A 13,361-nucleotide genomic window follows, 5' to 3' on the forward strand; every position below is an offset into this window, starting at 1 on the left:
AGCCTAGCGTACCGTTGCGCGCGCTGCACCGGGGGGTGGAATTGTAGGCACAGACCGCTTATTTCAGGGCGCCTGAAGGAGACCTGTTATGCCGATCAAGTTCCCGTCCGACCTGCCTGCCTATGACGTTCTGACGCGCGAGGGTGTCATGGTCATGGCGGAGGATCAGGCCGCACGGCAGGATATCCGCCCCCTGCGCATCGGGTTGCTGAACCTCATGCCCAAGAAAATTCAGACGGAAAATCAGTTTGCCCGGCTGATTGGTGCGACTCCGCTACAGATCGAATTGTCCCTGATCCGTATGACCGAACACCAGACGAAGAATACGGCCGCCGAACATATGGAAGCCTTCTATCGCCCGTTCAGCGAAGTGCGCGACGAAAAGTTCGACGGGCTGATCATCACCGGTGCTCCGATTGAACACCTGCCCTTTGAGGAAGTGACCTATTGGCAGGAATTGCAGGAGATCTTCGACTGGACCCAAAGTCATGTCCATTCAACCTTCGGGGTGTGTTGGGGCGGGATGGCCATGGCCTACCATTTCCATGGCCTGCAAAAGCACCTGCTCCCCCACAAGGCATTCGGATGTTTTCGGCACCAGAACCTGCAACCCTCTTCGCAATACCTCCGGGGGTTCTCCGACGATTGCGTGATCCCTGTGTCCCGCTGGACCGAGATGCGGCAAGACGAAATAGACGCAATCCCGGAGCTTTCTTCGCTGCTTGGCTCCGAAGAAGTCGGCCCCTGTCTGGTAGAGGACCCCGGGCATCGGGCGCTCTATATCTTCAACCATTTCGAATACGACAGCGACACCCTCAAGCAGGAATATGATCGTGACGTCGCACAGGGCGTGGCGATAAACGTGCCGTGCAACTACTACCCCAATGACAATCCTGCGATGACCCCCCAGAACCGGTGGCGAAGCCACGCGCACCTTCTATATGGCAATTGGATCAACCAGATATACCAGACCACGTCATATGAGATTTCCGCGATTGGCCAATAACCTTCTAGCTCTCACTGCGATTGGGATCGCCCTCGCCGGCTGTGGTGCAATAGCCGACAAGCGTACCGCAAAAGCCGCGTCAGAATTCCAACCGACCGGGCAACTCATCGACATCGACGGCACGACAGTTCATGCGCATGTCGAAGGGAACGGCCCCGATCTCATCCTGATCCACGGGGCCTCGGGCAACACGCGCGACTTTACTTTCGACCTCGTGGACCGCCTCTCGGATCGCTACCGGGTTATCGCCTTTGACCGACCCGGCCTTGGCTGGACCGACAGGCTTCCCGGTAAATCCGGCCCGTCGAACACCACGAGCGAAACGCCCGAGGAACAGGCCATTCTTCTCGATGCCGCGGCAGAGGTCCTCGGCGTCGAGCGCGCGGTCATACTGGGGCATTCCTATGGCGGGGCAGTTGCATTGGCTTGGGCGCTGGAGCGGCCGGAGAAGGTTGCGGGGCTAACTCTTGTCTCCGCTGCGTCGCAACCGTGGGAAGGCGGGACGGGCACGTTTTATACAATCGGCTCGTCGCGGCTGGGCGGGGCAGTCGTGATCCCGGCTCTGGCCGCCGTTATCCCACGCAGCTATGTGGATGTGGTCCTGAAAGACATTTTCAAGCCGCAAACCCCGCCAGCGGGCTATGCCGAACGGATCGGCGCGCCCCTCACCCTGCGCCCGGAATCGTTGCGCGCAAATGCTCAGCAAATCGACGCCCTCAAACCCTTGGTCCGGGAAATGAGCCCGCGGTATTCCTCGCTGCACATTCCGGTAGAGATCGTTCATGGCGACGCGGATGAGATCGTTCCGCTGGAGGTCCATTCCCGTCCATTGGCAAACCAGATTCCCGGTGCGAACCTCACGGTACTCCCCGGAATTGGCCATATGCCCCATCACGTCGCCCCCGAAGCGGTTACCGATGCGATCGACCGAACCGCCGCCCGCGCCGCATTGCGCTAGACGCCGCGAATGACCATATTACCCCGACAAGGCAAGGGGATGAAGCTCATGGATAAACCGTTTGGCGGCGCAATATCGACGTTCTTCGAGGACGAAGCCCCAGCGGAGATCCGCAACGCGATTCGACGTGCTGAAAAAGGCGAGATCCTGAGCACAAGCTACCCCTATTCCGACCGGATGCCGCGCAAGGCTTATGAAAAGGAGATGGACGCGCTTCAGATCGAACTGGTCAAAATGCAGTCTTGGGTGAAACAGAGCGGCGCGCGTGTGGCGATCCTCTTCGAAGGACGCGACGCGGCAGGCAAAGGGGGAACGATCAAGCGTTTCCGCGAAAACCTGAACCCACGTGGCGCGCGCGTTATCGCCTTGGCGAAGCCAACCGACCGGGAAGCGGGGCAATGGTATTTGCAACGCTATGTTTCTCACCTCCCCTCTGCGGGGGAAATCGCGTTCTTCGACAGATCTTGGTACAATCGCGCCGTCGTGGAACATGTCTTCGATTTCTGCACCCCGTCCGAGCGAGAGCACTTTTTTGCGCAGGCACCATTGTTTGAGCAGATGCTCGTTGATGACGGCATCATTCTGGTCAAGAACTGGCTAAACGTCGGGCGGGCTGAGCAGCTGCGCCGGTTTCTGGATCGCGAAAGCGATCCGCTGAAGAACTGGAAACTGAGCAAGATCGATGTCGACGGCCTGTCGCGCTGGAACTCCTATTCCCAAGCCATTGAAGAGACCTTTGAGCGGACGCATACCACCCAGGCACCCTGGACGGTCGTGCGCTCCGACGACAAGCGCCGGGCGCGCCTTGCTACGATCCGGCACGTTCTGTCTCGGATCGACTATGACGGCAAGGATGCTCGGGCAGTCGGTACGGTAGATACGACTATCTGCGGTGGTCCCGACATCTGGAATGCCTAAACGCGGCTATCATCACGGCAATCTGCGCCAAGCGCTGGTGGATGCTGCGCTGGAGTTGATCGAGGACAAGGGGCCGACCGGTTTCACCTTGTCGGAGGCCGCCAAGAAAGCTGGCGTCACTCCAGCCGCAGTCTACCGGCATTTCGATGGCCGGGACGACCTCATCGCAGAGGCCGCGCGACAAGGGTATCTGGTGTTTGCAGACCTCATGGAGCACGCCTATCAATCCGGCCAGCCCTCGGCGCTCGCCGCATTCGAGGCCACAGGACGCGCCTATCTCGCATTTGCCCGCAAACATCCCGGCCACTACATCGCGATGTTCGAAAGTGGGATTTCGATCAATCGCGATCCCGATCTGGCCGCTGTGGCGCAAACGTCATGGGGCGTTCTGGAAAAGGCCGCTGCCGATCTTTCCAAGCATATTCCACCGGAGAAACGCCCCCCCGCCGCAATGTTCAGCGCTCATATCTGGGCGATGAGCCATGGGGTGGTGGAGCTTTTCGCGCGCAATTCGCCCGGCAACCAGAGCCCTTTCCCACCGGAGGACCTGCTGGAAACAGGGATTGGTGTTTACCTGCGCGGCCTGGGCCTCATCGACCCGGACTAGGCTTTGCGTCAAGCAGTGCCGCGCGGTGGGCGATCATTTTCCTTGGTGAAGATCATCCCGTCGAGCAGTTCCTCAAGATCCGGTCGCGCCGAGGGGCCGTTCGAGATAGAGATGAGGAGGATGGTGCCGTCCGGGCGAAGCACGAACACACCGGGTTCCGCGAAACGGCGATCTGTTTCTGTCGGGCTTAGCGGATCGGAGACATAGACCCCAAGGATCGCCATTTGCGCTTCGGACAGGCTATAGCCAATATCGAATTCCCACCCAAATTCCTTTTGGTCAGCCTCTGCTTTTTCCAAGGTGTCCGCCGATACTACCGCAATATCGAAACCCGCATCTTGCCACTTGCCGCGCATCTCATTGAGGATTTTGAGATACTTTTTGCAGCGTGAGCAATGCTTGCCTCGATAGACGACGACAAGAGACCAGTTCTGCCGCTCACCCCCAATCGTGATTTCCCCGCCTCCCAGCTTGGGAAGGGCAAATGGCGAGAGCGTGTCGCCGGCGGTGGGTTTGGGCGTTGGCATGACGATCCTTTCGTTTGGAACTAGTATCTTCGTAACCCCGCCATTCTCTGAAAGCAATTTCAGTTCGAGGGCTCGACCTACGCAATCAACTCGGTCCCTCGTTTCCCGTCATGCACGTCATCCAAAATGAAAAAGGCGACCCGAAGGCCGCCTTTCCCGAAAACATATGCTGTAGATATCAGCGCTTGGAGAACTGGAAGCTCCGGCGCGCCTTGCGCTTACCGTATTTCTTCCGTTCCACAACCCGGCTGTCGCGTGTGAGGAAGCCAGCGGCTTTGAGCGACGGACGCAAGGAGGGATCATAAAGCTGGAGCGCGCGGGAAATGCCGTGCTTGACCGCACCCGCTTGACCGGAAAGACCACCGCCCTTGACGGTCGCGGTGACGTCAAACTGGTCCTCGACACCTGCCACGGAGAAGGGCTGCCGCAGGATCATTTGCAGAACCGGACGGGCGAAGTACTTGTTGAGTTCCTTGCCGTTTACGACCACTTTGCCCGAGCCCGGCTTGATCCAGACACGTGCAGTGGCATCCTTACGGCGGCCTGTTGCATAGGAACGACCCAACTCGTCCCGGACAGGCTCGCGCGTGATTTCGATCTGCTCGACAGAGCCGCCTTCGGTGCCGGTAGCAACCTGGCCGAGTTCTTCGAGGGAATTGATTTGGTCAGCCATTATTTCGCCACCCGCGTGTTCTTTTTGTTCAGAGACTTGACGTCGAGCACTTCGGGCGATTGCGCCTCGTGGGGATGCTCGGCACCGGCATAGACGCGCAGGTTCGTCATCTGGGTGCGCGACAGGCGGTTGCCAGGCAGCATGCGCTTGATCGCTTGGGTCACAACACGCTCAGGATGCGCGCCCTCAAGGATCTGCGCCTTGGTGCGCGACTTGATCCCGCCGGGGTGGCCGGTGTGCCAGTAGAAGTGCTCTTCGCGCTTCTTGCCGGTCAGCTGGACCTTGTCGGCGTTGATGATGATGACATTGTCACCCATATCCATGTGCGGAGTGAAGGACGGCTTGTGTTTGCCGCGCAGGCGCATGGCGACGATCGACGCAAGGCGGCCCAGAACGACGCCTTCGGCATCGATCAGGATCCACTTCTTGTCGACGTCGGCCGGCGTTGCGGAAAAGGTTTTCATTGCTGGCTCTTTTCTTTGGGTCGGGACGAGGGGCGCAAAAGCGGCGCCCGCATACTTGATGGGCGGGTTATAGAGAACCAAACAGCACAGTCAAGCGGAACATATTTGAAATTTCCTAGCTAAAATATACACTTACAATTAAGGTATCATGATACCCCAACAAATCCCCGCGAATTTTCGAGTTTGCGACATCTTGCGCATGGCGGGACCGAATTCCGCTGGGTAAACTATGCTCCATGACCCCTAAACTGCTGACGACTCTCCCAGGCTATACCCGCTCGGCGTTCGTATCGGACGTGATCGCGGGCATGACCGTTGCCATGGTGGCGTTGCCCCTGAGCCTTGCAATTGCGATCGCCTCGGGTGCGGATCCATCCAAGGGTATCGTGACGGCCATCGTAGCCGGTTTCCTGATTTCGCTCCTCGGCGGGAGTCGTGTTCAGATTGGCGGGCCTACCGGGGCCTTCATCGTCGTGGTGTTCGGCGTGATCGCCGATCATGGATACGACGGGCTGGTTCTCGCCACCTTCATGGCTGGGTTGATCCTTCTTGTGGCGGGGTACTTCCGAGCGGGAAATCTCATCGCGCTGGTGCCGGAGCCGGTCATCAACGGCTTCACAATCGGCATCGCCATCATTATCGCCACGAGCCAGCTAAAGGATGCCCTTGGTCTGCAAATCGACGCGGTACCGGCAGAGTTCCTCGCGAAGGTTGAGGTATTGTGGGCGGGACGGGCCGGCACATCCGGCGCGGCATTGGCCATCGCACTCGCCACAATGGTGCTCATACTAGCTCTACGCCGGGCGGCACCGAAGTATCCCGGGCTGATCGTTGCCGTGGGGCTTACTTCGGCTGCGGTCACACTGGCGCACCTCCCGGTTGAGACGATCCAGTCCCGCTTCGGCGCGCTACCGAGTAGCTTGCCCATGCCAAGCTTGCCGGAGATAAGTGTGGAGCGACTCCGCGAGCTTTTGCCTTCGGCGTTTGTGATTGCCTTCCTCGCGGGGGTCGAATCCCTGCTGTCGGCCATGGTGGCGGATCGCATGATTGCTGGACGCCACAGACCGAACGCCGAGCTTCTGGCGCAAGGTGCGGCCAATCTCGGCTCGGCGCTCTTTGGCGGGCTGCCTGCCACAGGTGCCATAGCACGGACCGCCACAAACGTGCGGGCCGGGGGGCGCACCCCAGTCGCCGGTTTGGTCCACGCCCTTACGATACTCATCGTCATGATGCTCGCCGCGCCTCTGGCGGGTTATCTGGCGATGCCTGCGCTGGCGGGATTGTTGATCCTGACGGCGTGGGACATGAGCGAGCCGCACAAGTGGCGCAGCTACCTTGCGCAAAGGCGGTCGGACCAGATCCTACTGGCGCTTACGCTTCTCCTGACGGTGGTCGCTGATCTGACGGTTGCGATCGGTGTGGGCGTGGCCTTGGGGCTAGCGCTCCGCCTGCATCGCCGCGGCGCGCCACCTTCGGATTGGACGCCGCCAGACCGCTGAGACTTATCCTCAGCAGCGGCGCGAGCGGTCCTTAGCGACGACGATCCCGGCGCGAACTCATCGGTTGGAACGCAACGCCGACATGGGCTTCGCAATAGGGCTTGCCAGCTTGGGCCGGCAGCCCGCAAAACCAGAAATCCTCGGTCGCAGGATCGCCAACCGGCCATTTGCAGGTCCGCTCCGTCAATTCCATGAGCGACAGCTTCTTGGATTTCTTTTCAATCTCGCTGACCTTGGCAAGCGCCGCTGGATCAATCTCGTTCGCCGAAGGCTGCGGCGGCAAAGGCTGCCCCGCCGGAATAATCTGTTTGCGCGCCGGTATCGGAGACGAAACAACCGGTTCGGGCCGAGGGGCCGGTGCCTCGCGCACTGGCTTGGGCGCCGGTTTGGGCGCTTCCTTTGCCTTGGGCTGCGGGGCAGCCGTGGCCTCTGCGGGTTTCCCCGTAGCTTGCGGCGCTGCGCCACCGGTGCGGTTCGATAACCCAAGCCGGTGCACCTTGCCGATCACCGCGTTGCGCGTCACGCCGCCCAATTCCTTGGCGATTTGGCTGGCCGATTGGCCCTCGCCCCACATCTTCTTCAAAAGTTCGACGCGCTCATCCGTCCAGGACATCCCATCCCCTTAACTGAAAAAGCGGCCGCATCAGATGGGCCGCGCTGGTCATTTCTGTCAGAGAGCTATTCTATGCATCCGCGCCCCGGTTCACAAGGCCCGGCTCATGGGTCATATCGAAGGCGGCGCAAGAAGGAACCGATATGCACGATACCAATCACCAGATCGACATGGGCACCCGCCGTTTTGGCCGCTGGAACACGCTTGGGCTTTACACGCTTGCTTCTCGCGAGGTGCAGAGATTTCTGGCCGTCTGGACACAGACGCTGATGGCGCCGCTCGTGACCGCGGGCCTCTTTCTCGTGATTTTCTCAATCGCTATCGGTCCGCAGCGCGGGGACGTGATGGGTGTCCCCTACACCCATTTCATCGCGCCCGGCCTTTTGATGATGACCGTGATCCAGAACGCCTTTGCCAACACCTCGTCGTCCATCGTGATCTCCAAGGTGCAAGGAAACATCGTCGACACCCTCATGCCGCCGCTATCACCGCTTGAGATGGTGATAGGCTATCTCGCGGGCGGCGTTGCGCGCGGGGCCTTCGTCGCCGTGGCGATCTGGCTCGGCCTTGCGCTGGTTCTCGGGATCGGCCTTGCCCATCCATTCTATGCGCTGGCCTTCATTGTGATCGGTGCGTCCCTGGTCGGCGCGATCGGCATTGTTGCCGGCATCTTTGCCAACAAATTCGATCAGATGGCTGCAATCACCAACTTCATCATCACGCCGTTGGCTTTCCTTTCGGGCACTTTTTACTCTGTCGAATCCCTCCCCAAGGGCCTTTACGAAGTGACCCACTTCAACCCGTTTTTCTACATGATCGACGGCGTGCGATATGGGGTGCTGGGCGTCTCGGATTCCTCCCCTGCCCTCGGCCTCGCCGTCGTGACCGGCACCGCCGTTGCGATCTCCGCGCTGGCATGGTGGATGTTCAGGACAGGCTACCGGCTCAAGGCCTGAATACCGGGATCCCAGGTTTCGAACTCATTTTCTACGGTTTCGAAGGCGAGCATGCCCTTCCCCGGGAACTCGAGAAGCTCTCCCGGTTTCCAAGCTGCCACGGCGGAACGCACCTTATCAAGAAAGTCCGTTTGGGTAGTAGAGCTATTGCCAAGCTTATTTTCGAGGTCATATCTTACGAGATTCATGTGGAACATCGCGACTTCCTGCACGGGGAAGTGGTGATGCCGCCTTGGCCACACCGCAATCTTGCGCGTCGAATCCACATGAGCGACGGGATAGCGCTTTTTACTTCCTAGCCGAGTGAAAGGCGTTATTTTGGTGATAAATGCGCAGTTCGTTAAATCTTGCGTGCGATATTGTGGCCTCGCCACGTGCATAAAGCTGCCCACACTTGAACTGGTGATCCGATTTTCCAGAACGAATTTCCGAGCCGCGAGCATCTCACCCTCTCGATAAAATTCGTCGGCATCAAGAGTCATGAAGTGTGTGGCCCTTACGCGCCGTGCCGCTGATAGACCCAATTTTCGCTTCGCAAGTTCGTTCACCCGGCGCGGGAGAGAAAGATCCGGCATGTACTCGATGAAATCGTCCACCAACCCGAGATTACGCGCCGTTGAGAGCGCTTCCAGTGCGGACGGACTGATCGCCACTCCACTGTTTGATACCCCTTGCCAAACCAGGCTGATATGCTCGAAACTCCCGCGAACGCTGCGCAGCGAAGCAACAAGATGCTCCTCACCGTTAAAGAAGTTGTAGCTGCCGGAAAGGATCATACCCTTTCTTTCTCGCCCCCTAAGTCGCTGCGGCTTTGGGCAAACCTCCATCGATCGCCGGAAAGCTTCTAGAGCACCGGAGGCAGGGACCAGATGAGGATAACTGTGACCTTCTCGCGGCCCACCGCTGTCGCAAGTTGGCTTATCATTAACACGTGAGCAGTTTTGGCCCCGCCTTGCCCGCAAGAAGTTGCAGCGTGCAGCCCAGAGCTTCGCGAGTGCGGTAGTTTCTGACCGCAGGGTGCCCGCAACGAGTAGCAGCTTACTCTGTCTCATCTCAATATGTCCGATGCGTCATCCATGCCCTTCGCCCGTCCTTCCCATAGGCTGCACCACTTGACAACCTATCGGAACCCTAGGTTTCGTAGGGTGCTGCGCCATCTGTCATGCCCGTTTGGCGGGCTCCCTCCCCAAGATTGACTTCTCCACCCGCATCATGCTCTGAAAAGGGCCTCTTGTTCGAGGACAATTCATGATCCCTGCCGTCTTGCCGACCTACAACCGCGCGCCACTCGAATTCGTGAAGGGCGAAGGCTCTTGGCTCATTGAGAAGGATGGCCGACGCTTCCTCGATCTCGGGGCGGGCATTGCCGTCAACGCCCTCGGCCATGCGCATCCGGCCCTTGTTACGGCACTGACCGAGCAGGCGAACGCGGTCTGGCACGTGTCCAACCTGTACCGGATTCCGCAGCAAGAGGCGCTGGCGCAAAAGCTCGTGGATACGAGCTTTGCCGACACGGTGTTTTTCACCAATTCCGGTACCGAGGCTTGCGAACTCGCCGTAAAGATGGCGCGCAAGCATTTCTCCGAAACCCCGCCGGAACGGACCGAGATCATCGCATTTGAAGGCGCCTTTCACGGTCGGTCCTCCGCCGGGATTGCCGCGGCCGGATCAGAGAAGATGACCAAGGGCTTTGGCCCACTTCTGCCGGGGTTCAAGCACCTGCCATGGGGCGACATTGACGCCGTTCGGGCCGCGATTGATACACGTACTGCCGCGATCATGATCGAGCCCATTCAAGGTGAAGGCGGAATTCGCCCCCTCCCCGAAGCAGACTTGAAAGCGTTGCGGAGCCTTGCAGATGAGGCCGGTATCCTGCTGATCTTCGACGAAGTGCAATGCGGTATGGGCCGCACGGGCCGTCTCTTTGCCCATGAGTGGGCTGGCATCGCGCCTGACATCATGATGGTGGCCAAGGGCATTGGCGGCGGGTTCCCCTTGGGCGCGGTCCTCGCCACGGAGCGTGCAGCGGAACAGATGACCGCGGGCACTCATGGCAGCACGTATGGCGGCAACCCGCTCGCCTGTGCGGTGGGGTGCGCCGTGATGGATCATGTCGCGGACCCGTCCTTTCTCGACGGTGTCTGCCGCAAAGCGGGTCTGCTGCGTCAGAAACTTGAGGGGCTTGTCGCCCAGCACCCCGACGTGTTCGAAGAAGTCCGCGGGACTGGCCTGATGCTTGGCCTGAAATGCCGCGTGCCCAACACCGATGTCGTCAAAGCTGCATATGATGCTCTTTTGATCACTGTTCCGGCTGCTGACAATGTCGTTCGGCTTCTCCCGCCACTCACCATCACGGATGATGAGATAGCCGAGGCCGTGTCCCGGCTGGAGACAGCGGCGGGGCATGTGGAGCCTGCGCCACAAACCTGAATACCTTTTTTGAAATTTACTCCGGTGGTCCGGGGGCGTTGTTCCCGGACAGACCACAAAGAAAGCCTGACCGATGCCCCATTTCCTCGACATTCATAAAGTTGATCCTTCCGACTTGCGGAACATGCTCGATCAGGCGCGCGAGATGAAGAACGCGCGCAAAGACCGGCCCAAAGGTGCTCCCGACGACACTGCTCCGTTGGCTGGCCGCATGGTTGCACTGATCTTCGAGAAGCCCTCGACCCGGACCCGCGTGTCCTTCGATGTTGGCGTGCGTCAATTGGGTGGCCAGACAATGGTTCTCGCAGGCTCTGAGATGCAACTGGGGCATGGAGAGACCATCGCCGATACGGCGCGGGTGTTGTCGCGGTATGTAGATCTCATCATGATCCGGACCTTCGACGAAAGCGTTCTTCTGGAGATGGCCGAACACGCGAGCGTCCCGGTGATAAACGGCCTTACCGACCGCACCCACCCGTGCCAGATCATGGCTGATATCCAGACCTACGAAGAGCACCGTGGCTCAATCCGGGGGCGCAAAGTCGTGTGGTGCGGAGATGGCAACAACGTTTGCGCATCCTTCCTTCACGCCGCCGGGCAATTCGGTTTCGACCTGACCTTCTCCGGCCCGGAAAAGCTTGATCCCGAAGCGGCTTTCATCGATCTGGCCCGGGAAAGCGGCGTGACCGTGACAATCGAGCGAGATCCCGTCGCCGCCGTACAGGGGGCCGATCTTGTGGTGGCCGATACTTGGGTGTCGATGCACGACAGCCAGTCCACCAAGGAACGGCGCCACAACCTTTTGCGCGCCTATCAGGTGAATGACGACCTGATGCGCCACGCCAAGCCAGATGCGCTGTTCATGCACTGCCTGCCAGCGCACCGGGGCGAAGAAGTCACCAGTTCAGTCATGGACGGGCCACACTCCGTCATCTTTGATGAAGCCGAGAACCGCCTGCATGCGCAAAAGGCGATCATGCGGTACTGCCTCGACGTCTGAGCACTCTCAACGCGCGGTGAGCCGCTGCGTCTTGGCCGGCCCGTCCGGCGCGTAAAGAGTTGCTCGCCCAAGAATTTCCGCCCGGCCAGCACCGGCGCGCATTTGACCGTTTGCACCCGTGGCCAGTTCGGGTAGGTCGCACGGATAAAAAAGGAGCCCCGCATGACCACCCCCCTCATCGGCCTTTACGGCCTCGGCACCATGGGCGCAGCCCTTGCTCTCAATATGGCCGAGCATGGAATTCATGTGCATGTTGCCAACCGGACCACAGCAGAGGTCCCGGTTTTCCTCGACCGCGCGGGGCCCCTCGGGACGAACATCACAGCGCATGACGATATCGACGCGCTGATCGCAGCTTTGCCCAAGCCGCGGACAATCCTGTTCATGATCCCGTCCACCAAGCCCATGGACGACATGATCGATTTTGTGATCCCCAAGCTCTCTCCCGGCGATACCGTGATCGACGCAGGCAACGCCGATTTCAACGACACCCGCCGACGCGACGCGCTGCTGCGCGAGCATGAGCTTCACTTCGTTGGAATGGGTGTTTCGGGCGGCGAAGAGGGTGCACGGCACGGCCCGTCGATCATGGTCGGCGGCACGGAGCATTCGTGGGCCCAGCTGGAGCCTGTGACCAAGGCCATCGCCGCGCAGCACGAGGGCGATCCCTGTGTTGCCCATCTCGGACCGGACGGCGCGGGACATTTCGTCAAGACCGTGCACAACGGCATCGAATACGCTGACATGCAACTCATCGCGGAAATCCACGGGCTTCTGCATCACGGCGCAGGTCGTAGCCATGCGGAGATCGGCGATCTTTTCACCGAGTGGGATCGCGGCCCGCTCAAAAGCTATCTCGTGGAGATTACCGGCCGCCTTCTGCATGAGGTCGATCCCCAGACCGGCCGCCCAGTCGTAGACATCATCAAGGATTCCGCCGGCCAGAAGGGCACTGGCCGATGGACGGTCATCGAAGCCATCCGCATGGGCCAGTCGGCGACCATGATCGAAGCGGCCGTCGCCTCCCGTGCTTGGTCTTCCGAAGGAGATCTGCGCGCGCAGGCCGCTGCGCTCTACGGCGAAGACCGTGGCACGCTTGAGATTGACGACGCGGAACTGGCGAAAGCCTTCTCTGCGGCTCGCGTGCTCGACTATGCACAGGGCTTCCGTATCCTGCGCGCGGCCTCTGCCGAATTCGGCTGGGATCTGGACTATGCCCGCATCGCGGAAATCTGGCGCGCTGGCTGCATCATTCGATCCGCGTTGCTTGATGACATCTCTGCTGCGTTCCGGAACGCGGATACCGGCGGAGAACTCATTCTAGCGCCCGCCATGGCAGAGATTCTGAAAGACGGCATTCCGGCGCTTCGGGCGCTCATTTCCAAGTCGCTCGCCGCGGGTCACGCCACGCCAGCGCTCGCCTCCGCGCTCGGCTGGTTCGACACGATGCGACAATCGCGCGGACAGGCCCACATCATTCAGGGGCAGCGTGATATCTTTGGTCGCCATGGGTTTGAGCGCATCGACGCCACCGGCCCTCATCATGGCCCATGGTGGGGCTGAACGCTCCGCGCTGAAGGCCGAAATTCCCGGACATAGCGCGCGGCACCGCTCTTGGAAGTGCCGCGCGGCTCTCGACTGACCAAGGCCAAACAGCTACCTGTGCGGGCACCCGTACAAGGCGTCATCGCTCGTGGCCGCTCCCCCGCA

At 60.1% G+C, this 13,361-nt stretch carries 14 protein-coding genes; 9 read left to right on the forward strand and 5 right to left on the reverse strand.

What is annotated here, in order from left to right:
- The first annotated feature begins 88 nt into the window (after positions 1-88).
- From metA to BM234_RS06015, 4 genes are read left to right on the forward strand one after another with little or no spacing between them, the layout of a single operon-like run.
- The gene (gene metA / locus BM234_RS06000) at positions 89-1,006 is read left to right on the forward strand and encodes a homoserine O-acetyltransferase MetA (RefSeq protein WP_092061798.1); all 918 of its coding nucleotides are present in this window, start codon (positions 89-91) and stop codon (positions 1,004-1,006) included.
- Complete coding sequence (locus BM234_RS06005) at positions 981-1,964, forward strand: alpha/beta fold hydrolase (RefSeq protein ID WP_092061801.1); 984 nt, start codon at positions 981-983, stop codon at positions 1,962-1,964. The genes metA and BM234_RS06005 overlap by 26 nt, the downstream gene beginning before the upstream one ends.
- Positions 1,965-2,012: 48 nt before the next feature.
- Complete coding sequence (gene ppk2 / locus BM234_RS06010; RefSeq protein ID WP_092063224.1) at positions 2,013-2,882, forward strand: polyphosphate kinase 2; 870 nt, start codon at positions 2,013-2,015, stop codon at positions 2,880-2,882.
- The gene (locus BM234_RS06015; protein WP_092061804.1) at positions 2,875-3,489 is read left to right on the forward strand and encodes a TetR/AcrR family transcriptional regulator; all 615 of its coding nucleotides are present in this window, start codon (positions 2,875-2,877) and stop codon (positions 3,487-3,489) included. Before ppk2 ends, BM234_RS06015 begins: the two co-directional genes overlap by 8 nt.
- 8 nt (positions 3,490-3,497) lie before the next feature.
- On the opposite strand, the gene BM234_RS06020 is transcribed toward BM234_RS06015, so the two are convergent.
- The 3 genes from BM234_RS06020 to rplM form a co-directional block, all read right to left on the reverse strand.
- Positions 3,498-4,016, reverse strand: a complete 519-nt coding sequence (locus BM234_RS06020) for a redoxin domain-containing protein (RefSeq protein WP_092061809.1) — start codon at positions 4,014-4,016, stop codon at positions 3,498-3,500.
- A 178-nt stretch (positions 4,017-4,194) separates the two neighbouring features.
- Positions 4,195-4,689, reverse strand: a complete 495-nt coding sequence (rpsI, locus tag BM234_RS06025; RefSeq protein ID WP_092061812.1) for a 30S ribosomal protein S9 — start codon at positions 4,687-4,689, stop codon at positions 4,195-4,197.
- Complete coding sequence (rplM, locus tag BM234_RS06030) at positions 4,689-5,153, reverse strand: 50S ribosomal protein L13 (protein ID WP_092061815.1); 465 nt, start codon at positions 5,151-5,153, stop codon at positions 4,689-4,691. The genes rpsI and rplM overlap by 1 nt, the downstream gene beginning before the upstream one ends.
- Positions 5,154-5,389: 236 nt before the next feature.
- On the opposite strand from rplM, the gene BM234_RS06035 reads away from it, so the two are divergent.
- Positions 5,390-6,652 (forward strand): SulP family inorganic anion transporter, encoded by a 1,263-nt coding sequence (locus BM234_RS06035; RefSeq protein WP_092061818.1) that lies wholly within the window; start codon positions 5,390-5,392, stop codon positions 6,650-6,652.
- A 31-nt stretch (positions 6,653-6,683) separates the two neighbouring features.
- Here the strand turns inward: BM234_RS06035 and BM234_RS06040 are convergent, their stop codons facing one another.
- Positions 6,684-7,265: a GcrA family cell cycle regulator gene (locus BM234_RS06040; protein WP_092061820.1), complete on the reverse strand. Its 582-nt coding sequence runs from the start codon at positions 7,263-7,265 to the stop codon at positions 6,684-6,686.
- 143 nt (positions 7,266-7,408) lie between these two features.
- On the opposite strand from BM234_RS06040, the gene BM234_RS06045 reads away from it, so the two are divergent.
- Positions 7,409-8,221 carry an ABC transporter permease gene (locus tag BM234_RS06045; RefSeq protein ID WP_092061823.1) on the forward strand — a complete coding sequence of 271 codons (813 nt, stop codon included), beginning with the start codon at positions 7,409-7,411 and terminating at the stop codon, positions 8,219-8,221.
- Here the strand turns inward: BM234_RS06045 and BM234_RS06050 are convergent.
- Positions 8,203-8,997 (reverse strand): hypothetical protein, encoded by a 795-nt coding sequence (locus tag BM234_RS06050; protein WP_092061826.1) that lies wholly within the window; start codon positions 8,995-8,997, stop codon positions 8,203-8,205. The two genes, BM234_RS06045 and BM234_RS06050, sit on opposite strands and share 19 nt — an antisense overlap.
- A gap of 472 nt (positions 8,998-9,469) precedes the next feature.
- Between BM234_RS06050 and BM234_RS06055 the strand changes: the two genes are divergently transcribed.
- The 3 genes from BM234_RS06055 to gndA all read left to right on the forward strand — a co-directional run bounded on the left by BM234_RS06055 (position 9,470) and on the right by gndA (position 13,214).
- Positions 9,470-10,651 (forward strand): aspartate aminotransferase family protein, encoded by a 1,182-nt coding sequence (locus BM234_RS06055; RefSeq protein ID WP_092061829.1) that lies wholly within the window; start codon positions 9,470-9,472, stop codon positions 10,649-10,651.
- Between the two features lie 73 nt (positions 10,652-10,724).
- Positions 10,725-11,651, forward strand: a complete 927-nt coding sequence (gene argF, locus BM234_RS06060) for an ornithine carbamoyltransferase (RefSeq protein WP_092061832.1) — start codon at positions 10,725-10,727, stop codon at positions 11,649-11,651.
- Between the two features lie 162 nt (positions 11,652-11,813).
- Positions 11,814-13,214: an NADP-dependent phosphogluconate dehydrogenase gene (gene gndA / locus BM234_RS06065; RefSeq protein ID WP_092061835.1), complete on the forward strand. Its 1,401-nt coding sequence runs from the start codon at positions 11,814-11,816 to the stop codon at positions 13,212-13,214.
- The last annotated feature ends 147 nt before the right edge of the window (positions 13,215-13,361 follow it).

Source organism: Poseidonocella pacifica (genome assembly GCF_900111875.1).
In the GTDB taxonomy this organism is placed as follows: Bacteria; Pseudomonadota; Alphaproteobacteria; order Rhodobacterales; family Rhodobacteraceae; genus Poseidonocella; species Poseidonocella pacifica.